Annotated in this window: 27 protein-coding genes; 21 read left to right on the top strand and 6 right to left on the bottom strand. The window is 65.8% G+C overall.

Translation table 11 applies throughout. From position 1 onward, the window contains the following. Positions 1-2 precede the first annotated feature (2 nt). Both HNP55_RS21150 and HNP55_RS21145 read left to right on the top strand, forming a co-directional pair. The gene (locus tag HNP55_RS21150) at positions 3-1040 is read left to right on the top strand and encodes a GGDEF domain-containing protein (RefSeq protein ID WP_184303947.1); all 1038 of its coding nucleotides are present in this window, start codon (positions 3-5) and stop codon (positions 1038-1040) included. Positions 1041-1149: 109 nt separating this feature from the next. Continuing rightward, entirely contained in the window at positions 1150-2280 is a 1131-nt protein-coding gene (locus HNP55_RS21145; protein ID WP_184303945.1) for an alpha/beta hydrolase family protein, read from the top strand. On the opposite strand, the gene HNP55_RS21140 is transcribed toward HNP55_RS21145, so the two are convergent. Continuing rightward, on the bottom strand, positions 2249-3718 hold the full coding sequence (locus HNP55_RS21140; protein WP_184303944.1) for a cryptochrome/photolyase family protein: 1470 nt from the start codon (positions 3716-3718) through the stop codon (positions 2249-2251). The genes HNP55_RS21145 and HNP55_RS21140 overlap by 32 nt on opposite strands. Positions 3719-3753: 35 nt before the next feature. On the opposite strand from HNP55_RS21140, the gene HNP55_RS21135 reads away from it, so the two are divergent. The 7 genes from HNP55_RS21135 (at position 3754) to HNP55_RS21105 (ending at position 9266) form a co-directional block, all read left to right on the top strand. Next, complete coding sequence (locus HNP55_RS21135) at positions 3754-4335, top strand: YqgE/AlgH family protein (RefSeq protein WP_184303943.1); 582 nt, start codon at positions 3754-3756, stop codon at positions 4333-4335. Positions 4336-4408: 73 nt separating this feature from the next. Beyond that, positions 4409-4807, top strand: a complete 399-nt coding sequence (ruvX, locus tag HNP55_RS21130; protein ID WP_184303942.1) for a Holliday junction resolvase RuvX — start codon at positions 4409-4411, stop codon at positions 4805-4807. Next, positions 4804-5298 carry a bifunctional pyr operon transcriptional regulator/uracil phosphoribosyltransferase PyrR gene (gene pyrR / locus HNP55_RS21125; protein WP_184303941.1) on the top strand — a complete coding sequence of 165 codons (495 nt, stop codon included), beginning with the start codon at positions 4804-4806 and terminating at the stop codon, positions 5296-5298. Before ruvX ends, pyrR begins: the two co-directional genes overlap by 4 nt. A 14-nt stretch (positions 5299-5312) precedes the next feature. Further along, positions 5313-6275 (top strand): aspartate carbamoyltransferase catalytic subunit, encoded by a 963-nt coding sequence (locus tag HNP55_RS21120; RefSeq protein ID WP_184303940.1) that lies wholly within the window; start codon positions 5313-5315, stop codon positions 6273-6275. Next, positions 6272-7591: a dihydroorotase gene (locus HNP55_RS21115; protein ID WP_184303939.1), complete on the top strand. Its 1320-nt coding sequence runs from the start codon at positions 6272-6274 to the stop codon at positions 7589-7591. The genes HNP55_RS21120 and HNP55_RS21115 overlap by 4 nt, the downstream gene beginning before the upstream one ends. A 1-nt stretch (position 7592) precedes the next feature. Then, complete coding sequence (locus tag HNP55_RS21110) at positions 7593-8330, top strand: lysophospholipid acyltransferase family protein (protein WP_184303938.1); 738 nt, start codon at positions 7593-7595, stop codon at positions 8328-8330. Between the two features lie 36 nt (positions 8331-8366). After that, positions 8367-9266, top strand: coding sequence for a ribose-phosphate diphosphokinase (locus HNP55_RS21105; protein WP_184303937.1), 900 nt, complete (start codon positions 8367-8369; stop codon positions 9264-9266). On the opposite strand, the gene otnI is transcribed toward HNP55_RS21105, so the two are convergent. Both otnI and gpmA read right to left on the bottom strand, forming a co-directional pair. Further along, positions 9238-10032 carry a 2-oxo-tetronate isomerase gene (gene otnI / locus HNP55_RS21100; protein WP_184303936.1) on the bottom strand — a complete coding sequence of 265 codons (795 nt, stop codon included), beginning with the start codon at positions 10030-10032 and terminating at the stop codon, positions 9238-9240. The two genes, HNP55_RS21105 and otnI, sit on opposite strands and share 29 nt — an antisense overlap. Positions 10033-10038: 6 nt before the next feature. Further along, positions 10039-10782, bottom strand: coding sequence for a 2,3-diphosphoglycerate-dependent phosphoglycerate mutase (gene gpmA / locus HNP55_RS21095; protein ID WP_184303935.1), 744 nt, complete (start codon positions 10780-10782; stop codon positions 10039-10041). Positions 10783-10890: 108 nt separating this feature from the next. Here gpmA and HNP55_RS21090 point away from each other — a divergent pair, with 108 nt between their 5' ends. The 5 genes from HNP55_RS21090 (at position 10891) to HNP55_RS21070 (ending at position 14304) form a co-directional block, all read left to right on the top strand. Further along, entirely contained in the window at positions 10891-11301 is a 411-nt protein-coding gene (locus HNP55_RS21090; protein ID WP_184303934.1) for a rhodanese-like domain-containing protein, read from the top strand. A gap of 20 nt (positions 11302-11321) precedes the next feature. Continuing rightward, positions 11322-11582: a glutaredoxin 3 gene (grxC, locus tag HNP55_RS21085; protein WP_184303933.1), complete on the top strand. Its 261-nt coding sequence runs from the start codon at positions 11322-11324 to the stop codon at positions 11580-11582. A gap of 122 nt (positions 11583-11704) precedes the next feature. Then, positions 11705-12166 carry a protein-export chaperone SecB gene (gene secB / locus HNP55_RS21080; RefSeq protein WP_184303932.1) on the top strand — a complete coding sequence of 154 codons (462 nt, stop codon included), beginning with the start codon at positions 11705-11707 and terminating at the stop codon, positions 12164-12166. A 133-nt stretch (positions 12167-12299) separates the two neighbouring features. Then, complete coding sequence (locus HNP55_RS21075) at positions 12300-13328, top strand: NAD(P)H-dependent glycerol-3-phosphate dehydrogenase (protein WP_184303931.1); 1029 nt, start codon at positions 12300-12302, stop codon at positions 13326-13328. Position 13329: 1 nt separating this feature from the next. Next, positions 13330-14304, top strand: a complete 975-nt coding sequence (locus HNP55_RS21070; RefSeq protein ID WP_409993764.1) for a Bug family tripartite tricarboxylate transporter substrate binding protein — start codon at positions 13330-13332, stop codon at positions 14302-14304. Positions 14305-14316: 12 nt separating this feature from the next. Here the strand turns inward: HNP55_RS21070 and trmL are convergent, their stop codons facing one another. Both trmL and HNP55_RS21060 read right to left on the bottom strand, forming a co-directional pair. After that, positions 14317-14787 carry a tRNA (uridine(34)/cytosine(34)/5-carboxymethylaminomethyluridine(34)-2'-O)-methyltransferase TrmL gene (gene trmL / locus HNP55_RS21065; RefSeq protein ID WP_184303930.1) on the bottom strand — a complete coding sequence of 157 codons (471 nt, stop codon included), beginning with the start codon at positions 14785-14787 and terminating at the stop codon, positions 14317-14319. Between the two features lie 42 nt (positions 14788-14829). After that, the gene (locus HNP55_RS21060; protein WP_184303928.1) at positions 14830-15594 is read right to left on the bottom strand and encodes a ComF family protein; all 765 of its coding nucleotides are present in this window, start codon (positions 15592-15594) and stop codon (positions 14830-14832) included. Between the two features lie 21 nt (positions 15595-15615). On the opposite strand from HNP55_RS21060, the gene HNP55_RS21055 reads away from it, so the two are divergent. From HNP55_RS21055 to HNP55_RS21030, 7 genes are all read left to right on the top strand, one after another. After that, a complete protein-coding gene (locus tag HNP55_RS21055) occupies positions 15616-16569 on the top strand; it encodes a biotin synthase (protein ID WP_184303926.1) in 954 nt (317 codons plus the stop codon). 319 nt (positions 16570-16888) lie between these two features. Further along, positions 16889-18058, top strand: coding sequence for a cytochrome c oxidase subunit II (gene coxB / locus HNP55_RS21050; protein WP_246448577.1), 1170 nt, complete (start codon positions 16889-16891; stop codon positions 18056-18058). 29 nt (positions 18059-18087) lie between these two features. Further along, a complete protein-coding gene (gene ctaD, locus HNP55_RS21045) occupies positions 18088-19719 on the top strand; it encodes a cytochrome c oxidase subunit I (protein ID WP_184303924.1) in 1632 nt (543 codons plus the stop codon). Positions 19720-19723: 4 nt separating this feature from the next. Next, positions 19724-19840 carry a cytochrome oxidase small assembly protein gene (locus HNP55_RS24015; protein WP_221439726.1) on the top strand — a complete coding sequence of 39 codons (117 nt, stop codon included), beginning with the start codon at positions 19724-19726 and terminating at the stop codon, positions 19838-19840. A gap of 22 nt (positions 19841-19862) precedes the next feature. Continuing rightward, a complete protein-coding gene (locus HNP55_RS21040) occupies positions 19863-20516 on the top strand; it encodes a cytochrome c oxidase assembly protein (RefSeq protein ID WP_184303922.1) in 654 nt (217 codons plus the stop codon). A 68-nt stretch (positions 20517-20584) separates the two neighbouring features. Then, the gene (locus HNP55_RS21035) at positions 20585-20761 is read left to right on the top strand and encodes a DUF2970 domain-containing protein (RefSeq protein WP_184304158.1); all 177 of its coding nucleotides are present in this window, start codon (positions 20585-20587) and stop codon (positions 20759-20761) included. A gap of 91 nt (positions 20762-20852) precedes the next feature. Continuing rightward, positions 20853-21737 (top strand): cytochrome c oxidase subunit 3, encoded by an 885-nt coding sequence (locus tag HNP55_RS21030; RefSeq protein WP_184303920.1) that lies wholly within the window; start codon positions 20853-20855, stop codon positions 21735-21737. 72 nt (positions 21738-21809) lie between these two features. On the opposite strand, the gene HNP55_RS21025 is transcribed toward HNP55_RS21030, so the two are convergent. After that, entirely contained in the window at positions 21810-22037 is a 228-nt protein-coding gene (locus HNP55_RS21025) for a DUF2909 domain-containing protein (RefSeq protein WP_184303918.1), read from the bottom strand. Positions 22038-22154: the final 117 nt, after the last annotated feature.

The following is a 22154-nucleotide window of genomic DNA, read 5'->3' as shown; positions in this document are numbered from 1 at the left end:
CCATGTCCGAAGTCGTTGATCATCTCGCCGAGATGACGGGGTTTCGCGATCGCGATGTGATGGACGTCACCCTGGTGTCGGCCTTGCGCGATCTGCTGGAACCGCTGTCGGTGGCGATCTTCCGTTGCGTCGGTGAGCCCGGCCAGGAACGTTGGCTGACGCGCGCCCGTTTGGAGCTGGCCGACGCCGTGGCCACGGCCGATCCGCTGTGGGCCGATCCCGCCACCTTGTCGCCGGCCGAGGAGCACCCGGTCCGCCTGCATTGCATGCGCAGCCGCAGCGTGCAGCAGCAGCGGGTGGGCGAGGCCTGGCTCTCGTTATTCCCCATCGCCACCGACCGCGAGGTGGTCGGCGTGGTGGAGGTCCACACGACACTCAAACTCAGCCCGGCCATGCAGCGCATGGTGGGCAGCGTGCTGCGGATTTATCACAACTTCCAGGGCCTGCTGGAGTACAGCGAACGCGACACCTTGACCGGCTTGCTCAACCGCAAGACCTTTGAGGAAAGTTTTTTGAAGGCCGTTGGCGAGCTGCCCGCGCACGCGGCCGTCCCGCCCTGTGACGACGGCCGCCGCCACGAAGGCCTGCGCCCCCAGTACTACCTGGGCGTGATCGATATCGACCATTTCAAGAGCGTCAACGACCGCTTCGGCCATCTGATCGGCGACGAGGTCTTGCTGCTGCTCTCGCGTCTGATGCGCAGCAGCTTCCGCTTCCACGATCTGCTCTACCGCTTCGGCGGCGAGGAGTTCGTGGCCCTGATGCGTTGCGAAGATCAGCTCGACGCCGCCCAGGCCTTCGAGCGCCTGCGCCTCAACACCGAGCATTACCTCTTCCCCCAGGTGGGCCATATCACGGTCAGCGTGGGCTTCACCCAGGTGCGGGCGGATGATTCCCCCACCTCGGCCTTTGACCGGGCCGACAAGGCCGTCTATCACGCCAAGGAGTCGGGCCGCAACCAGGTGCACAACTATGCCGATCTGATCCGCAGCGGGCAGATGCAGGAGCAGGCCCAGGTCAGCACGGTGGAATTGTTCTGATTTCCTATCGTTTTGTTGCGCCGGCAGCTCCCCCGGCTCTGCATGGATTGAAAGCGCCTTAGTCTGTCGTCATATGCTCTTGCAGGGCTGCGGAGAAGAAGGGATACGGATGCAGGCGATCAAATTCACCCCCTTGACGACGGGGCGCTGGCTGCTGGCCTTGGGCCTGGCCGGCCTGCTGGGCCTGAGTGCCTGCAAGAGCACGCCGGTGGACAGCCGGCGCGTGCCCACCCAGGCGCAGAGCCAGCCCGAGGTGGCGGCCGATAGCGTCTGGGCCAAGGAGGCGCTGGCCGCCGGGGTGCAGGTGTTCGATCTGGACTGGCAGGACGAGTCGCGCGACCGGGCCGTGCCGGTGCGCCTGTACTGGCCCCAGCCGGCGCAGCAGGGGCAGGCCGTGCCCCTGGTCTTGTTCTCGCACGGCATCGGCAGCTCGCGGCGCGGCTATAGCTATCTGGGGGCCTATCTGGCGGCCCAAGGCTATGCCAGCCTGCATGTCCAGCATGTGGGCAGCGACCGCCAGCTCTGGTTGGGCAATCCGCTGCAACTGGTCGAGCGCCTGCAGACGGCCGCGCGCGAGCAGGAAGTGCTGGCGCGGGTGGCCGACGTCAAGTTCGCGCTGGACCGGCTCTTGCGCAGCGAGCGGGCCGGGCTGATCGACGCCGAGCGCATCGCCGTGGCCGGCCATTCCTACGGCGCCAACACCAGCTTGCTGCTGGCCGGCGCCCGGGTGCAGCGCGCGGGACATGCCTTGGAGTTGCGCGAGCCCCGCATCAAGGCCGCCATCCTGATTTCGGCCCCGCCTTTCTACGGCGAGGCCGACACGGCCGCCATCGCCGGCGCCATCCCCATCCCCAGCCTGCACATCACCGCCACCGAGGACGTGATACGCATCCCCGGCTATTACTCCGAGGCCAAGGACAGGGTGGCTTTGTTCGAGGCCATCGGTGGCCCCAGCAAGATGCTGGCCGTGTTCGAGGGCGGCTCGCACAGCATGTTCACCGACCGCGGCCTGACGGGCGGTGCCAGCCTCAACCCGCGCGCCAAGCAGGCCACCAAGGAGCTGGCCGTGGCCTTTCTGGACGATGTCCTGCTCGGTCGACCCCAGGCCTTGCAGCGCTGGGGCGGGCCTTACCGCGACATCCTGGCGCGCTGGCAAACGCCTTATTCCAGCGGTGTGCAGGGCAGCCTGGCCGGGGCCTCGCCCGCCCTCAGGCCGGCGCTGGCAGGGCCCGGCTCTTGACCACGGCGTAGCGCGCCAGCGTGCGGGCGCGCGCCTCGGCATGGTCGACGATGGGCGCCGGGTAATCGTGCCCCAGAGCCAAGCCACAGGCCTGCAATGCCAGTGGCTTGGCCAGCCAGGGGGCATGGATCAGCTTGGGTGGCAGGCCGGCCAGCTGGGGCAGATAGCGCTTGATGAAGCGGCCCTCGGGGTCGAATTTCTCGCTCTGCGTCACCGGGTTGAAGATGCGGAACCAGGGTTGGGCGTCGCAGCCGCTCGATGAGGCCCATTGCCAGCCGCCGTTATTGGCGGCCAGGTCGAAGTCCAGCAACTTCTCAGCGAAATAGGCTTCGCCGCGCCGCCAGTCAATGCCAAGGTCCTTGACCAGAAAGCTCGCCGCCACCATGCGCAGGCGGTTGTGCATATAGCCGCTTTGATTGAGCTGCAGCATGGCCGCGTCCACCAAAGGGTAGCCGGTGCGGCCCTCACACCAGGCGGCGAACAGCGTGTCGGCGGCCGGGCCGCTCTCCCATTGAATCGCCTCGTATTCGGGCCGGAAGGCTCGCGTCATCGCATGCGGGTGGTGGTGCATCAGCTGGTGATAGAAATCGCGCCAGATCAGCTCCGACAACCAGACCTCGGCACCCCGGTCGCCGCCCTGGGCGCGCTGCCAGGCCTCGCGGGCCAGGCGGCGGATGGAGATGCTGCCAAAGCGCAGGTGTACGCTCAAATAACTCGGCCCTTTGAGGGCAGGGAAGTCGCGTGTGCTGTCATAACGATCGATGCGATCCAGGAAATCGTCCAGCAGAGTTTCGGCGCCCTCGCAGCCACGGCCCAACTGGGGGCTGAGCTCCACTGCCTCGAAGCCGATCTCGGCCAAGCTTGGGATGGGTGTGCTGGGGGCATCCGTCGCCAGGGCTTGGGCATGGCGCTCCACCGGGTAGGCGCGCAGATAGAACTCGTCCACCTTGCGCAACCAGGCGTTCTTGTAAGGCGTGAACACGCCATAGGGGCGGTTCTTAGCCGTCAGCACCTCGCTGCGCTCGAAAATCACATGGTCTTTATAGGACTTGAAAGCACAGGCAAAGCTGGCCAGCTGCTGCGCAACTTCGGCGTCACGGGCCAGGGCGGCGGGTTCGTCGTCGTGATTGCAAAACACCGCCTGCGCGCCCAGCTCGGCCGCCAGCCTGGGGATTTCCTGCGCCGCCAGGCCCTGGCGGACGATCAGGCCGCTGCCGGGCCGCAAGGCCTTGAGTTGACCGTCCAGCGACTGCAAGGCCTGCAGGATGAAAAGCACCCGCCGGTCCTGGCGGGGCAGGGCCTCCAGGATGTGCCGGTCCAGCAGGAAGACGCAGTAGACCCGGCGGGCCGAGCGCAGGGCATGGTAGAGGGCGGCCTGATCCTGCACCCGCAGATCGCGGCGAAACCAGACAAGTGCACAGTCATATCGATCTTTCATGGTGGGGGAGTTTCGCCGACGAATAAAATGCCCGCATGAGCCAAGAAAGCAGCATTGCCCTCGCCAACCAGTTTCTGATCGCAATGCCCGGCATGGCCGATGAGGCGTTTGCCGGCAGCGTGGTCTATCTGTGTGAACACAATGAGAAGGGCGCCCTGGGCCTGGTGATCAACAAACCCATCTCCCTGACCCTGGGCCATCTGTTTGAAAAAGTCGAGCTGAGCCCCCCGCAGGACGAGCTGGCCGAGACCTCGGTGTTCTACGGCGGTCCGGTGCAGACCGAACGTGGCTTTGTGCTGCACGAACCGTTGGACGCCAAGGGCGGCCACTACAACGCCACGCTGGCCGTGCCCGGCGGCCTGGAGATGACCACCAGCCGCGATGTGCTGGAGGCCTTGTCCAATGGCGCCGGCCCCAGGCGCATCCTCGTCACCCTGGGCTATAGCGGCTGGGCCGCCGGCCAGCTGGAAGAGGAAATCGGCCGCAATGGCTGGCTGACGGTGGCGGCCTCGCCCGAGATCATCTTCGACACGCCGGTGGAGCTGCGCTACGAGCGCGCCCTGGGCCTGCTGGGCGTGGACCCACGCATGCTCAGCCTTGAGGCCGGCCACGCATGAGCGCAGCGCAGGGCCGCCCCAAGCAAGCTCGCTCCCGCTTGGCGGGACAGGCCGCAGGCCGAAGGGTGCCTCAATGAGCCCGGCTCCCGCAGCGCAGCAGTCCTTTCTGGCCTTTGATTTCGGCACCCGCCGCACCGGCGTGGCCAGCGGCACACGCTTCACCCAGAGCGCCCAGCCCCTGACGACGCTGACCCAGGACGGCGAGGCACGCATGCAGGCCATCGCCAAGCTGATCCAGGAATGGCAGCCCGCTGCCCTGGTGATCGGCCTGCCGCGCCATCCGGACGGTGCCGAGCACGAGATGACGCTGCGGGCGCGCAAATTCGGTCGCCAGCTGCGCCGCTTCGGCCTGCCGGTGCACGAGGTGGACGAGCGCTACACCTCCGTCGAGGCCGAAAGTTATGGCGCGCGCGATGTGGACGCCATGGCGGCCGCCCTGATTCTTGAACAATTCTTTCGGGAGAATCCATGAGCTCACTCTTGCTGAACGCGGAGGCGCTGTACGGCGACCTGGCCGCCGGCGTGCAAAAACTGCTGCGGCCCGAGGCCGCCCTGGTGGGCATCTGGTCCGGCGGCGCCTGGCTGGCCGAGCGCCTGCAGCGCGATCTGGGCCTGGCCGGCGCCTCGGGCGTGATCTCCAGCAGCCTGCACCGCGACGACTTTGGTTCGCGCGGCATGTCGGCCAGTGCCGATCACACCAAGCTGCCGTTTGACGTGGGCGGTCGCCACCTGATCCTGATCGACGATGTGCTCTACACCGGCCGCACCACGCGGGCCGTGATCAATGAGTTGTTCGACTTCGGCCGCCCGGCCAGCGTCACGCTGGCCGTGCTGGTGGACCGCGGCGGTCGCGAGCTGCCCATCGAGCCTGCTTTCTCCGCCGCCCGCATCCATCTGGATGCCGCCCAACGCCTGAGCCTCGCCAAAGACGAGGCCGGTCGATTCAGTTTCGACATTCAATAAACAAGGGATTGCTCGTGTTGTCCAAACGAAACCCCCAACTCAATAAGCATGGCGAGCTGATCCATCTGCTCTCCATCGAAGGCCTGCCCCAGGCCGTCATCCACCAGATCCTCGACACGGCCGGCACCTTTTTGTCGGTCAATGAGCGCGAGGTCAAGAAGGTGCCGCTGCTGCGCGGCAAGTCGGTGTTCAATCTGTTTTTCGAGAACAGCACCCGCACCCGCACCACCTTCGAGATCGCGGCCAAGCGCCTGTCGGCCGATGTGCTGAACCTGGACATCGCGCGCAGCTCCACCGCCAAGGGCGAGACGCTATTGGACACGGTGGCCAACCTGAGCGCCATGCATGCCGATATGTTTGTCGTGCGGCATAGCGAGAGCGGCGCGCCCTATCTGATCGCCCAGCACTGCGCCCCGCATGTGCATGTGGTGAACGCGGGCGATGGCCGCCATGCCCACCCGACGCAAGGCCTGCTGGACATGTACACCATCCGGCATTTCAAGAAGGACTTCCGTAACCTAACGGTGGCCATCGTCGGCGACATCGTGCATTCGCGCGTGGCCCGCTCCGACATCCATGCGCTGAACATCCTGGGCGTGCCCGAGATCCGCGCCGTCGGCCCCAAGACCCTGGTGCCCGGCGATCTGCGCGAGATGGGTGTGCGCGTCTGCCACGATATGGCCGAGGGCGTGAAGGACGCCGACGTCATCATCATGCTGCGCCTGCAGAACGAGCGCATGAGCGGCGCCATGCTGCCCAGCGCCGGCGAGTTCTTCAAGAACTTCGGCCTGACGCCCGAGAAGCTGGCGCTGGCCAAGCCTGATGCCATCGTTATGCACCCCGGCCCCATCAACCGCGGCGTGGAGATCGCCTCCACCGTGGCCGATGGTCTGCAAAGCGTGATCCTGCCCCAAGTGACCTTCGGCATCGCCGTTCGCATGGCCGTGATGTCCATACTCGCCGGAAACGAAGCATGAAGATTTTGATCAAGAACGGTCGATTGATCGACCCCGCCTCCGGCCTGGACCGCATCGGCGATCTGGCCATCGCCAACGGCCGCATCGTCGCCCTGGGCGAGCCCACCGAGTTTGCCGCCGAGCGCATCATCGATGCCAGCGGCCTGATCGTCGCCCCCGGCCTGGTGGATCTGGCCGCGCGCCTGCGCGAACCCGGCCACGAGCACGAGGGCATGCTGGAGAGCGAGCTGGCGGCGGCCGCCGCCGGTGGCGTCACCAGCCTGGTCTGCCCGCCCGACACCGACCCGGTGCTGGATGAGCCCGGCCTGGTCGAGATGCTCAAGTTCCGCGCCCGCAAGCTGAGCCGCTGCCGGCTCTTCCCCCTGGGCGCCCTGACCAAGAATCTCAGCGGTGACTCGCTGACCGAGATGGCCGAGCTGACGGAGGCCGGCTGCATCGGTTTCTCGCAGGCCGAATCGCCCATCCGCGACACCCTGGTGCTGCAGCGCGCCCTGATGTATGCGGCCACCTATGGCTATACCGTCTGGTTGCGCCCGCAGGATGCCTGGCTCTCGGGCGGCGTGGCGGCCAGCGGCGCCGTGGCCACGCGGCTGGGCCTGTCGGGCGTGCCGGTGATGGCCGAGACCGTGGCCTTGCACACCATTTTCGAGCTGATGCGCAGCACCGGCGCGCGGGTTCACCTCTGCCGCATCAGCAGTGCTGCCGGCGTGGAGCTGGTGCGTGCGGCCAAGCGTGAAGGCCTGGCCGTGACGGCCGATGTGTCCATCAACTCCCTGCATCTCACCGATGTGGACATCGGTTACTTCAACCCCGCCCTGCGCCTGACGCCGCCGGTCCGCCAGGGCCGCGATCGCGACGCTCTGCGCTTGGCCCTAGCCGACGGCACGCTGGACGCGCTCGTTAGCGATCACATGCCCGTGGGCGCGGACGAGAAGAATGTGCCCTTTGCCGAGGCCACGCCCGGCGCCACCGGCCTGGAGCTGCTCTTGAGCCTGGCCCTGCGCTGGGCCCGCGACCAGGGCTTGGGCGAGCTGGAGGCGCTGCGCGCCGTCACCGCGGGTCCGGTGGCCGTGCTGGGCCATGCCCTGGGTTCGCTCTCGGCCAGTGCCGGCCGCCTGGTGCAGGGCGGCGTGGCCGATGTCTGCGTGTTCGACGCGAATGCGCACTGGGCCGTGACGCCGGAGGCCTTGAGCAGCCAGGGCAAGCACACGCCGTTTGCCTTCGAGACCAGCGGCTTCGAGCTGCCGGCGCGGGTGCGGGCCACGGTGGTGGCCGGGCATATCGCTTTCGAGGCCTCGCCGGCCGCTGCCCGCTGAGATGCGCGGCCTGATCGGCATCTGGCGCTTGCTGCGCCTGGGCTTGCACATCCTGCAGGCGCTCTATCTGATCCAGCTGCGCTTTGAGGGCATGAGCCCGGCCGAGCGCCATCGGCGGGTCAAGCGCTGGTCGGGTCAGATGCTGGCCATTCTGGGCGTGCGCCTGGAGACCAGCGGCACGCCGCGGCCAGGGGCCAAGCTGATCGTGGCCAACCATATCTCCTGGCTGGACATCGCCGCCGTGCACGCGGTGCTGCCCGAGGCGCGCTTTGTCTCCAAGGCCGATGTGCGGCATTGGCCGGTGGTGGGCTGGCTGGTGGGCGGCGTGGGCACCTTGTTCATCGAACGCAGCAGCAAGCGCGATGCCTTGCGGGTGGTGCACCAGATGGCCGATGCGCTCAAGAGCGGCGATACGGTGGCGGTCTTCCCCGAGGGCACGACCGGCGCCGGGCCCGAGCTGCTGCCCTTCCACGGCAATCTCTTGCAGGCCGCCATCGCCACCGAGGTGCCGCTGCAGCCCCTGGTGCTGCGCTGGCATGAGCCGGGCCAGCGCTTCAGCACGGCGGCCCAGTTCATCGGCGGCACGACGATTGTGCAAAGCCTGTGGATGGTGGCCAAGGCGCAGGGCATGGGGGTGAGGGTGGATGTGCTGGGCTCGCTGAGCTGCAACCATGCCGATCGCCGCGCCATGGCCGAGCATGTGCGCGATCAAATCACAGAGGGCCTGGCGCTTCACTGAGTTACGGTGCTGGGCCCATCAGGGGAAGGTTTTGCGATGAATACAGCCGCGCTGCTGCTGGCTTTTGAGGAAGAAGCCCAACTGGCTCAGGAGCTGGCCCAGGCCCTGGGTGTGGAGATGCGGCCGATCCAGCGCCACCGCTTTCCCGACGGCGAGCTGCGCCTGGTCCTGCCCAAGCCCCTGCCCGAGACGGTGCTGTTGCTGCGCGGCCTGCAGCAGCCGAATGAAAAGCTGACCGAGCTGATGATTGCCGCGCCGACCGCGCGCGAGCTGGGCGCGCGACGCCTGCTGCTGGTCTCGCCCTATCTGGCCTATATGCGCCAGGACATGGAGTTCACGCCCGGCGAGGCCGTCAGCCAGCGCCATATCGCCAAGCTGCTGAGCCAGTTCTTCGACCATCTCATCACCCTGGACCCGCATCTGCACCGCATCAGCAGTCTGGACGAGGTGATGCCCGCCGGCGCTGGCATTGCCCTGTCGGCCGCGCCCCTGCTGGGGGCCTGGGTGGCGGAGCGGGTGCCGGGGGCGGTCTTGATCGGGCCCGATGAAGAATCGGCCCAGTGGGTGCGCGAGGCGGCCCAGAGCAGCGGCCTGGACTTCGGCGTCGGCCGCAAGGTCCGCCATGGCGACCACGCGGTCACGCTGGCCCTGCCCGAGATCGATGTGCGTGGCCGGCCCGTGGTCTTGCTGGACGATATGGCCTCCACCGGCCGCACGCTGATGGGTGCGGCTCAGGGCTTGCTGGCGCGCGGCGCCCTGTCCATCGACGTGGCCGTGACCCATGGCTTGTTCAATGGCTCGGCCATTGCCGATCTGCAGGCGGCCGGCGTGCGCCATGTCTGGAGCAGCAATAGCGTGCCCCATGCCAGCAATGCGCTCAGCATCACGCCGCTGTTGGCAGAAACGATCAGGGTTTTGCTGGCTGCCAAGGCCTGAGCCAGGCCAGGCCGGCGCGGGTGTTGGCGCGCGGCCGGTATTCGCAGCCCACATGGCCGGTGTAGCCCAGCTCGTCCAGCAGGGCCAGCAGATGCTCGGCCCGCAGCTCGCCCTGGTCGGGCTCCTGGCGCGCCGGCACGCCGGCGATCTGCACATGGGCCAGCAGGCCTGACGCCATATTCAAGCGCAGCTGGGTGCTCACATCGCCCTGGCTGATCTGGCAGTGGTAGAGGTCCATCTGCAGGCGCAGATTGGGCGCGGCGATGGCCTGGATCAGCGCACGAGCCTGCTCCTGGCCTTGCAGGAAATAGCCCGGCATATCGCGGCCGTTGATGGGCTCGATGCAGAGCTGCAGCCCCAAATGTGCGGCCTGCGCGGCGGCCCAGCGCAGATTGGCGATATAGCGCTGCCGGGCTGCTTCAGCGTCATCCCCGGCGGCCAGCAGGCCGGCCATCACATGGATGCGCGGGCAGGCCAGGGCCTGGGCATAGGCCAGGGCTTGCTGGATGCCGGCCTGGAACTCGGCCTCGCGCCCGGCCAGGCAGGCCAGACCGCGCTCGCCCGCCGCCCAGTCGCCCGGTGGGGCGTTGAAGAGGGCCAGGTGCAGGCCATAACGCTTCAACAGAGTGGCAAATTCAGCGGCGGCAAGCTCGTAGGGGAAGAGGATTTCGACGGCCTCGAAGCCATCGGCCGCCGCCGCCGCAAAGCGGTCTACCAAGGCATGCTCCGGGTAGAGCATGCTGAGATTGGCCGCAAAGCGGGGCATGGCCGCTTAGGCCTTGCCCTGGCTGGCCACCGCAGCGGCGGCCTTGGCCGCGGCCTCGGCGTCGCCCAGGTAGTAGCTCTTGATGGGCTTGAGGTTCTCGTCCAGCTCGTAGACCAGGGGAATGCCGTTGGGGATGTTGACACCCACGATGGCATCGTCGGCGATACCGTCCAGATACTTGACCAGGGCGCGGATGCTATTGCCGTGGGCGGCGATGACGACGCGCTTGCCCAGCTTGATGGCCGGGGCCACGCTATCGTTCCAGAAGGGCAGCACGCGCTCGACCGTGTCCTTCAGGCATTCGGTCAGCGGAATGTCCTGCGGGTTCATCTTGGCGTAGCGCAGATCGCTGCGCTCGCTACGGGCGTCGCTGGCCTCCAGGGCCGGCGGCGGCGTGTCATAGCTGCGGCGCCAGACCAGCACCTGCTCGTCGCCAAACTTCTTGGCCGTCTCGCCCTTGTTCAGGCCTTGCAGGGCGCCGTAATGGCGCTCGTTCAGGCGCCAGCTGTGCACCACGGGCAGCCAGGTGCGGTCCATCTGGTCCAGGGTATGCCAGAGCGTCCAGACGGCGCGCTTGAGCATGGAGGTGTAAGTGATGTCGAAGTCGAAGCCAGCCTCCTTGAGCAGGCGGCCGGCCTGCTTGGCCTGTTCGACGCCCGTGGGGGTCAGGTCCACATCGGTCCAGCCGGTGAAGCGGTTTTCGAGATTCCAGGTGGATTCGCCATGGCGAATGAGCACGATTTTGTACATGGAGCGGGGTTCTCTGTTGGGACTGCCCACCTTGGGCTGGGGCATTCTATCGAGCCGCTCGATGAGGCTTTCTATAATCCCGGCTTCCCCCATTTCTGGATGCTCCCCTTGAACTTCTTGCTCGACAACTGGATTTTGCTTCTGGCCGCCGTGACCTCCGGTGGCTTGTTGCTGTGGCCGGCCCTGGCCAAGAGCAGCCAAGGCGCTGCGCTTTCCACCCAGGACGCGGTGCGCCTGATCAACCGCGAGAAGGCGGTGTTGATCGATGTGTGCGAGCCCGAGGAGTTCGCCAAAAGCCATGTGGCCGGTGCGCGCAATATTCCGCTTAGCAGCTTGGAGGGCCACAAGTCCCTGCCCAGCAACAAGGCCCTGCCCCTGGTACTGGTGTGCCAGAGCGGCGCCCGCGCCGCCCGTGCCGCTGGCATGCTGCGCAAGCTGGGCTATGAAAAGGCCCAGCCCCTGGCCGGCGGCTTGAATGCCTGGCGCGAAGCCAATCTGCCGATTGAGAAAACCGCTTGAACTGAGAGAGAAGAACGACGATGGCTGCCGTGAAGATGTACACCACCCAGGTCTGCCCCTACTGCATCCGGGCCAAGGCCTTGCTGAAGCAGCGTGGGGTGGAACAGATCGAGGAAGTGCGTATCGATCTGGATCCGGCGGCGCGTGAGGCCATGATGAGCCTGACCGGCCGCCGCACCGTGCCGCAGATCTTCATCGGCGACACCCATGTGGGCGGTTGCGATGATTTGATCGCCCTGGACCAGCGTGGTGGCCTGCAGCCGCTGCTGCAAGCAGCCTGAGGGCGGGCCCGCCTTTCTCAAGAGCGGGCAGACCCCCACGAGAGAGTCATAAACGCTGGGCCATAATCGCTGCGCAAGCCCGTGGCCTCGTCCGCGGGCCTCACTTTTTTTGGAAAACCACCATGGCCGAAGAGAACAACACCCCCGTATTCCAGATTCAGCGCATGTATCTGAAGGATCTGTCGCTGGAGCAACCCAATGCACCGCAGATCCTGCTGGAGCAAACCCAGCCGCAAGTGGACATCAATCTGGCCCTGTCGGCCGAGCCGGTGGCCGAAGGCGTGTTCGAGGTCTGCGTGACCGCCACCGTGACCACCAAGGTGGGCGACAAGACCCTGTTCCTGATCGAGGCCAAGCAGGCCGGCATCTTCGAGATCCGCTACGTGCCGCAAGAGCAGGTCGAAGGCATTCTGGGCATCGTCTGCCCGCAGATGATTTACCCCTATCTGCGCGCCATCGTCTCGGACGTCTGCACCCGCGCCGGCTTCCCGCCCGTGCTGCTGTCGGAAGTCAACTTCCAGGCCATGTTCGAAGCTCAGCAAGCGCAGCGCGAAGCCGCCGCAGCGGCCCCCACGCTCAACTAAGAACGAGTGCCAAGCCCCGCCATCGCGCCGCGCGATTGGGGTTTGAATCCAACCCTGCAAACGCCCTCGCTGGATTTCAGTCGGGGCGTTTGTCTTTCGGTCCAGACCTTTTGACCAGCCAATTTCTGCCAGCATGAAGATCAGCGTTTTAGGGGCGGGTGCCTGGGGCACGGCCCTGGCCATCCAGGCGGCCGCGCGCCACGAGGTGCTCTTGTGGGCCCGCGACGCCGCGGCAGTGCAGGCGATGCGCGAGCAGGGCCGCAACAGCCACTATCTGCCCGAGGCCAGCTTGCCGTCGGCCTTGCGGATCGAGTCCGATCTGGCCCTGGCCGTGGCGCATGCCACCCAGTCCGACGAGCCCGGCCTGATCATCGTGGCCACGCCCATGGCGGCGCTGCGCGCCATGCTGGCCAGCCTGCCGGACGGAGCGCGGGTGCTGTGGCTGTGCAAGGGCTTTGAGGCCGGCAGCGGCCTGCTGGGCCATGAGATCGCCCGCCAGGTGCAGCCGCGCCTGCGGGTCGGTATTTTGTCCGGCCCCAGCTTTGCGCAGGAGGTGGCGGCCGGCCAACCCACCGCCCTGGTGGCGGCCAGCGAGGACGAGGCCCTGGCCCAGGCGGCGGTGGAGGCCTTCCACAGCGAGCGCCTGCGGGTCTACACCTCCAACGACCCGGTGGGCGTGGAGGTCGGCGGGGCGGTCAAGAATGTGATGGCGATTGCCGTCGGCACGGCCGACGGCCTGCGCCTGCGGGCCGAGCGGACCGCTGGGATTGGCGATGCGCCGGGCCTGAACGCCCGCGCCGCCCTGATCACCCGTGGCCTGGCCGAGATGCTGCGTCTGGGCCTGGCCCTGGGCGCACGCGGCGAAACCTTTATGGGCCTCTCGGGCATGGGTGATCTGGTGCTGACGGCCACGGGCGATTTGTCGCGCAACCGCCGCGTCGGTCTGCTGCTGGCCGAAGGCCTGCCGCTGGCGCAGATCTTGCGCGATCTGGGCCATGTGGCCGAGGGCGTCTACAGCGCGCCCACCGTGCTGGCCCGCGCCCAGGCCAAGGGCGTGGACATGCCCATCACCGCCGCCGTGGTGGCCGTGCTGGAGGGCCGGCTGAGCCCGGCCGAGGCGGTCGAGCTTTTGATGAGCCGCCAGTCGCGGGCGGAGATCTGAGGTGGCGGCCGCACGCCGTCGAGATCTGCTCTTAGCGGCCGCTGCCCTATGGGCCGGCGGCCCGGCGAGGGCGGATACCTGGCCGGCGCGGCCCATCAAGCTGATCGTGCCCTTTCCCGGCGGCAGCTCGCCCGATATCGTGGCGCGCGCGCTGGCCGAGCCGCTGTCCAAGGCCCTGGGCCAGGTCGTCATCATCGACAACCGCCCCGGCGCGGGCGGCAATATCGGCACCGGCGTGGCAGCCAAATCGGCGCCCGATGGCTACACGTTTTTGCTGACCATCCAGGGCCCGCTGGTGACGGCGCCGCTGCTGAACAAGCGCCTGCCTTACGACCCGCTGAAGGATTTGATGCCGCTCTGCCTGGTGGCCTCCTCGCCCAATGTGCTGGTGGTGGACCCCAGGCTGGGGGCCAAAAGTCTGGCCGAGTTTGTGCGCGTGGCCAAGGCGGCCAAGGGCAGCTTCAACTACGGCAGCGTGGGCAATGGCAGCGCCGCCCATCTGGCCATGGAGTCCTTCAAGAGCCGGGCCGGGCTGGATCTGACCCATGTGCCCTATGCCGGCTTTCCCCAGGTGGTGAATGCCTTGCTGGCCGGGCAGATTCAGGCGGCTTTTGTGGTGCCCGGCCAGGTCATGGGCCAGGTCAGGGCCGGGAACTTGCGCGCCCTGGGCCTGAGCACCCAGGGGCGGGCGGCCTCGCTGCCCGAGATACCGACGCTGGCCGAGCAGGGCTTTGCGGGTTTTGAGGCGATTTCCTGGCAGGCCTTGCTGGCGCCGGCCGGCACGCCGGCGGTGCCGGCGCGCCGTTTCGCCGAAGCGGCCCAGTCCATCATTCGCGGCGATGCGTTTCGGGAGCGTCTGCTGACGCAGTATTTCAGCGCCATCGGCGGCTCGGCCGAGGCCTTGAGCCTGCAGATGCGCGAAGACCGTCAGCGCTGGGCCCAGCTGATCCAGGCGGCCAAAATCCAGGGCGATTGAGCGTTAGCGGGTTCAGGCGCTGCCGGCGTAGCCGTTCTGGCGCCAGGCTTCGAATACGGCCACGGCCACGCTATTGCTCAGATTGAGGCTGCGCTGCTCCGGCCGCATGGGCAGGCGCACCCGCTGCTCGGGCGCGAACTGTTCGCGCAGAGCGGGGGCCAAGCCGGCGGTTTCGGAGCCAAAGACGAGAAAGTCGCCGGGCCGCCAGGCCACTTCGGCAAAGGGCCGGCTGCCGCGGGTGGTGAAGGCGAACAGGCGCTCGGGCGCGGGCCGGACCTGGTCCAGAAATGCCTGCCAGCTGGCGTGGCGCAGGACGGCGGTGTACTCGTGATAGTCCAGGCCGGCGCGTTGCAGCAGCCGGTCTTCCATGGCAAAGCCCAGGGGCTCGATCAGATGCAGGCTGCAGCCGGTATTGGCGGCCAGGCGGATGATGTTGCCGGTATTGGGCGGGATTTCTGGCTGGACCAGAACGATGTGGAACATGGTGTGTGGAGGCGGGGGGAGAAAAGGTTAGGGCGGTTTTCCTCAATCGCTGCCGGCCTGCGGGGTGCGCGCCACCACCCAGGCTTGCACCTGGGCGGCGCCGGCCTGGCGCAGGATGCGGGCGATCTCGAACAAGGTCTCGCCGCTGGTCATCACATCGTCCAGCAAGGCCACATGGGCGCCGCGCAAATCGCCGGCCCGCCTGGGCTCCAGCGCAAACGCGCGTTTGACATTGGCGGCCCTTTCCTTCAGGGTCAGGCTGGCTTGTTGGGCGGTGTGGCGCACGCGCAGCAGCAATTGAGGTTCGCACTGTAGCTTGCGCCGGCGTGCCAGGCTGCGGGCCAGCTCCAAACTCTGGTTGTAGCCGCGCTCGCGCAGGCGTTCCGGCGTCAGCGGCACGGCCAGCAGCCAGTCGGGGCGTTCGGCCTGGGCGGCGTCCAGGGCTTGTTCCAGGCGCTCCAGCAGGGTTTCGCGCAGCTCGATGGCTTGATGGAATTTGTAGTGCTGGAGCAGGCCGTCCCAGGGGAAGCGGTAGTCCAGCGCGGCGATGCAGCGCTCCAGCGGCGGTGGCTTCTTGAGGCAGTTGCCGCAGCGGGGGCGGCTTCGCAAGCGCCAACTGCCCAGGCCAGTCGGGAGCTGCAGGCCGCAGGTCCAGCAGCGGGAGACCGCTTGGGCGTAACGCTGCAGGCAATCGGCGCAGACATGCTGGCCGGACCAGGCCCGGCAGACCGCGCACTGGCCGGGGCAACGCATCAGCACCCGTTCCACCAAAGCGGGTTTGCCTGGGGCCAGCGGCAGCGCGGACATGGGCTCAATATACTGCCGGCCATGCATTCCAAGCCCCCAATTCCGTTCGACGAGCAGGGCCTGCTCGCCGGCGGCACCACCGCCAAGACGCCGGCCCGGGCGCAGGCGCTGGACCCGCAAGCGCTGAGCCGCCACCGCCGCCGCCTGAGCGGCGCCGAAACCAGCCCCTGGCTGCACGAAGAAGTGGCCCGCCGCATGGCGGAGCGTTTGAGCTATATCAAGCTGCAGCCGCAGCAGATTCTGCAATGGTCGCCCTTTCTGGGTGGTGGCAGCGCCGAATTGGCGCAGGCCTATCCGCAGGCCCAGCAGTTGCTGGTCGAGAGCGATCCGGCCTTGCTGGCGCGTTCGACGGCGTTGCACAAAAAGCCTTGGTGGCAGGCCTGGAAGAGCGGTGCGGCGGCCAAGGTGCTGGCGCCCCAGGATCTGGCCGGCCAGCAGGTGCAGTTGCTGTGGGCCAATATGGATCTGCACAGCCATGCCGAGCTGCCACAAATCCTCGCGCTTTGGAACGCCAGCCTGGCGGTCGACGGCTTTGTGATGTTTTCTTGCCTCGGTCCGGACAGCTTTGTCGAGTTGCGTCGCATCTTTGCGACGCAGGGCTGGGGCGCGGCCGGGCCGGAGTGGTGGGATATGCACGACATCGGCGACCTGCTGGTGCAAGCCGGTTTTGGCGACCCGGTGATGGATCAGGAGCGCATCCAGCTAACCTGGGCTGAGCCGCAATCCTTGCTCAAGGATCTGCGCGCCTTGGGCGGGAATATCGCGCCCACGCGCTTTGCGGGCTGCCGAGGCAAGACCTGGCACCGGGAGCTGCTGCAGGCGCTGGAATCGCTGCGGGGGGCGGACGGCCGCCTCAAGCTCAGCGTGGAGATTGTCTACGGCCATGCTTTCAAGCCGCCGCCCAAGTTGCGCGTCAGCGCCGAGACCAGCGTGACGCTGGAGCAGATGCGGGCAATGGTCAGAAAAACAAGCTGAGCCGGCGCCGAATGAGGGGAAGCCATCCCCTTAATCGCACAAACGCTAGGCTAAACTCGCGGCCGACCTATGTGTCTACCGAGTTTAGCGAGGACTTGCGTCAGCAAGCTTGAGCCAACTCAAATACAAGTCATTGAGACAGGACAGGCTTCGTGGTTCGCCCGGCGTGGCGTTCTTTGGGGCCTTGTTTGATCGGAATGAGTGGCAGCGAGCCGGTGTGGCTGCGGCTCATTCATCAGATGAACTAGAAACAAGAGTGACGACCATGAAGATGACGAACGCAGGAGTGCATCAGGAGGCCGTGTGCCAACTGGGGTGCATGGGGCGCATGCAACGCTTGGGTCAACAGATTAGGCTGACCGTGGCGGCTGGCTCGGCTTTTGTGGCCCAGGCGGCCCTGGCGGTGGGTGATCTGCCCGGTGGGCCGGCGGTCAACCAGATCAATCTGCATCCTCCGGTTACTCGCATCGCTGCCGATCAGATGTGGTTGCACAACTTCATGCTGATCATCTGCCTGGCGATTTTTGTCGCCGTGTTCGGCGTGATGTTCTATTCCATCTTCAAGCACCGCAAGTCCAAGGGCGCGGTGGCGGCCAATTTCCACGAAAGCGTCAAGGTCGAAATCGCCTGGACCATCGTGCCCTTCATCATCGTCATCCTGATGGCCTTGCCGGCCACCAAGGTGGTGGTGGCGATGAAGGACACCACCAATGCCGACCTGACCATCAAGGCCACCGGCTACCAGTGGAAATGGGGTTATGACTACATCAAGGGCGAGGGCGAGGGCATAGGCTTTCTGGCCACCCTGGACCCGGCCCAGCGCGAAATGTCCGACGCCGGCAAGCCCGCGGGCGACGACTATCTGCTGAAGGTGGACAACCCCCTGGTCGTGCCCGTCAACAAGAAGGTGCGCATCATCACCACCGCCAATGACGTGATCCACGCCTGGATGGTGCCGGCCTTCGGCGTCAAGCAGGATGCCATCCCCGGTTTTGTGCGCGACACCTGGTTCAAGGCCGAGAAGACCGGCGACTTTTACGGTCAGTGTGCCGAGCTGTGTGGCAAGGAACACGCTTACATGCCCATCCACGTGAAGGTGGTGTCGGCCGCTGATTACAGCGTCTGGGTGGAAGGCAAGAAAAAGGAGTTGGCCGCCAAGGCCGATGATCCGAGCAAGGTCTGGGATCAGGCCGCGCTGGTGGCCCGGGGCGAGAAGGTCTACGCCGCCAACTGCGCCGTCTGCCACAAGGCCGACGGCAAGGGCGCCGGCCCGATCAAGGCGCTGGACGGCTCGCCGGTGGTGCTGAATGAGGACAAACTCAAGCAGGTGACCGTGCTGCTGAATGGGCAGAACAACGGCGCCATGCCGGCCTGGAAGCAGCTGTCCGACACCGAGATCGCCGCCGTGATCACCTACACCAAGAACAGCTGGTCCAACAAGACCGGGCAGGTGCTGCAGCCGGCCGAGGTTTTGGCTGCCCGCAAGTAAGCGCCTGAACGTCTAGCAAAGGAAAAATGATGAGTGCAGTGCTCGACAATCACGGCCATGGCGTTCATGACCACCATGGCCATCATGATCACCACGCACCGAGCGGCTGGCGCCGCTGGGTCTTTGCCACCAATCACAAAGACATCGGAACGCTCTACCTGCTGTTCGCCTTCACGATGTTGATGATTGGCGGCGTCTTGGCCTTGTGCATACGCGCCGAGTTGTTCCAGCCCGGGCTGCAGTTCTTCAACCCGGAGTTGTTCAACCAGTTCACCACCATGCACGGCCTGATCATGGTGTTCGGCGCCATCATGCCGGCCTTTGTGGGCTTCGCGAACTGGATGATTCCGCTGCAGATCGGCGCCTCGGACATGGCCTTCGCCCGCATGAATAACTTCAGCTTCTGGCTGATGATTCCGGCGGCGCTGATGCTGGTGGCTTCCTTCTTCATGCCCGGCGGCGCCCCGGCGGCCGGCTGGACGCTGTATGCCCCGCTGACCCTGCAGATGGGCCCCTCCATGGATGCCGGCATCTTCGCCATGCACATCCTGGGCGCGTCCTCCATCATGGGTTCGATCAATATCATCGTCACCATCCTGAATATGCGCGCGCCCGGCATGACGCTGATGAAGATGCCCATGTTCGCCTGGACCTGGCTGATCACCGCCTATCTGCTGATCGCCGTCATGCCCGTGCTGGCCGGCGCCATCACCATGACGCTGACCGACCGCCATTTCGGCACCAGCTTCTTCAGCCCCGCCGGCGGCGGCGACCCGGTGATGTACCAGCACATCTTCTGGTTCTTCGGCCATCCCGAGGTCTACATCATGATCTTGCCGGCCTTCGGCATCGTCAGCCAGATCGTGCCGGCCTTTGCCCGCAAGCGCCTGTTCGGCTATGCCTCCATGGTGTACGCGACGGCCTCCATCGCCATCCTGTCCTTCATCGTCTGGGCTCACCATATGTTTGCCACCGGCATGCCGGTGACGGGCCAGCTCTTCTTCATGTACGCCACCATGTTGATCGCCGTGCCCACGGGCGTGAAGATCTTCAACTGGCTGGCCACCATGTGGCGCGGCTCCATGACTTTTGAAGTGCCCATGCTGTGGGCCGTGGGCTTTATCTTCGTGTTCACCATGGGCGGTTTCACCGGCCTGATCTGCGCCATGGCGCCGGTGGACATCCAGATCCAGGACACCTACTACGTCGTTGCCCACTTCCACTATGTGCTGGTGGCCGGCTCGTTGTATGCCTTGTTCGCCGGCGTGTACTACTGGGGCCCCAAGTGGACCGGGGTGATGTTCAACGAGACGCGCGGCAAGATCCATTTCTGGGGCTCGCTGATCAGCTTCAACGTTACCTTCTTCCCCATGCACTTCCTGGGCCTGGCCGGCATGCCGCGTCGTTATGCCGACTATCCGCTGCAGTTCGCCGACTTCAACGCCATCGCTTCGATCGGCGCCTTCTGGTTCGGCCTGATGCAGGTCTACTTCTTCCTCTTCGTTGTCATCCCCATGATGCGCGGCAAGGGTGAGAAGGCGCCCCAGCGTCCTTGGGAAGCTGCCGAAGGCCTGGAATGGGAAGTGCCGTCGCCGGCGCCCTTCCACACCTTTGAAGAGCCGCCCAAGCTGAATGCCAACGCCACCAAGGTGATCGGCTAAAACCATGGCCCAGACGCCCGAACAGCGCAAGAGCAATAAGCGCCTGGCCCTGATCCTGGCCAGCGTGGCCCTGGTGTTCTTTGTCGGCTTCATGGCCAAGATCGCCGTGCTCGGCTTCTGAACAGCCAAGCGCGCCCGCGGATATGACCGATCAAAAACGCCGCTGGTCCCTGGCCGCCGCCCTGCGCAGAGACAATCTGCAGCTGGTGGGCAAGCTGCTCGTGGTGACCGCCTTGATGTTCGGCTTCGGCTATGCCTTGGTGCCGCTTTACAAGGCGGTCTGCACGGCGCTGGGCATCAATGTGCTGTCGCTGTCCGAGCGTCAGCATGCCGTGCGCGCTGAGGACGTCAAGAACACCCAGGTGGACGCCAGCCGTTCCATCTCGGTGGAGTTCGACGCCAACTCGCGCGGGCCCTGGGAGTTCAAGCCCGAGGTCTCGAACCTGACTGTGCATCCGGGCCAGCTGACCACGGTGATGTATGAGTTCCGCAATGTGCAGAACCGGGTGATGTCGGCCCAGGCGATTCCGAGTTATGCGCCCAAGCAGGCGACGGCGCATTTCAACAAGCTGGAGTGCTTTTGCTTCAATGAATACACCTTGCAGCCGGGTGAGACCAAGCGTTGGCCGGTGGTCTTTGTGATCGACCCCAAGCTGCCCAAGGATGTCAAGACCATCACCCTGTCCTACACCTTCTTCGAGGTGGCGGGCAAGGGGCAAAAGCCGCTGCCGGGCACGCCTGCGGCACCCAGCGCGGCGCTGAGCCCTGCGTCGATGGCGAAGGAGATTCGGCTGTGAGTGGTGGCGACAAGGCAGGGGATGACTTCAAGCAAGTGACGGCGCGGCCGCTGTCTTTTTTGCAGACCATGCGCGCGGTGGCCTGGTCGTTTTTCGGCATCCGCCGTGGGGCCGACTACGAGAAAGATGTGGCGCGGCTGAACCCGGTGCATGTGATCATCGGCGGCGTCATCGGGGCCTTGTTGTTTGTCTTGCTGCTGGTGCTGCTGGTCCAGTGGGTGATTGGCAGCGGCGTGGCCGCTTGAGTTGGATGGCTTTTTTAGGCGTGTTGATAGATAGACCTGATTTGAGTTCCTAGCGAAATCTGGACTGATTCCTAGTTCAAGGAGAAGAAAAATGTCGGCAGCGACTTCCACGGGCAAAGCCCCTTACTACTTCGTCCCCGGCCCCTCGCGGCACCCGGTGATGGCCGCCATCGGCCTGTTCTTCGTGATCCTGGGCGCGGGCCAGTGGATCAACGATCATGACTGGGGCAAGTACTCTTTGATCTTCGGCCTGCTCTGGTTCGCCGTGGTGCTCAAACAGTGGTTTGGCGATGCCATCCGCGAGAGCGAAGGCGGCCAGTACAGTGATCGCATCGACCTGTCCTTCCGCTGGAGCATGGGCTGGTTCATCTTCTCCGAGGTGATGTTTTTTGCCGCCTTCTTCGGCGCCCTCTACTGGGCTCGCGTGCATTCGGTGCCTGCCCTGGGCAGCCTGGACAACAATCTGCTGTGGCCCGATTTCAAGGCCATCTGGCCCAGCGTGGCCGCCGGTGCCACCGCTTCGCCGGCCGGTACGGTGGAGCCCTTTGCCACCATGGGCCCCTGGCCCCTGCCCACCATCAACACGGCCTTGCTGCTGAGTTCGGGTGTGACGCTGACGATTGCCCACCATGCCTTGATTGCCGGCCATCGTGCCAAGACCATTGCCTGGATGTGGGTGACCGTGCTGCTGGGTGCCACCTTTCTGTGCGTGCAGGGCTATGAGTACTACCATGCCTACACCGACCTGAACCTCAAGCTCAGCTCGGGCGTGTTCGGCTCCACCTTCTTCATGCTGACCGGCTTCCATGGCTTCCACGTCTTCGTGGGCATGTTGATGCTGCTCTTCATCACCCTGCGCCTGCAAAAAGGCCATTTCACCAAGGACCGCCACTTCGGTTTCGAAGGCGCGGCCTGGTACTGGCACTTTGTGGATGTGGTGTGGCTGGGCCTTTACTTCATCGTCTATTGGATGTGAGTCCGGGCCCCTCAGGCCCCATGAAAAAAGCGCCGCTGATTGCGGCGCTTTTTCCTTCCGAGCTGCGCGGCTCTATCGATGCAGCGGCAGGCCGCTTGGCTCTATCCACCCCATCAGATAGCTCAGCAAAATGAACAGGAACAAGGCCACCGACAAGCCCACCCGCAGGGCCAGGGCGCGCGCCATCAGGGGCCCGCGCCTGGCTTTGTCGGCGCCGCTGCCGCCTCTGAGCATGAAGAGGCCGGCGGCGGCGAGGGCGCCCAGAATGCCGATAAAGGCGATCAAGATGACGAGTTTCATGGCGGCCGATTATGCGCTGCCGGGCCTAGGGCCTGTTAGCGCTACGGCAATGGGTCGCGTTGTGCCCAGCCAGGGGTGCAGGCAAGGCGCAAACCGCAGCCGGGTTGGACACCCGGC

The sequence above is a fragment of the Roseateles oligotrophus genome, from assembly GCF_014204525.1.
GTDB classification, from domain to species: Bacteria; Pseudomonadota; Gammaproteobacteria; order Burkholderiales; family Burkholderiaceae_C; genus Paucibacter_A; species Paucibacter_A oligotrophus_A.
The sequence above is the reverse complement of the archived record's forward strand: the minus strand, read 5'-3'. Positions and strand labels throughout refer to the sequence as shown.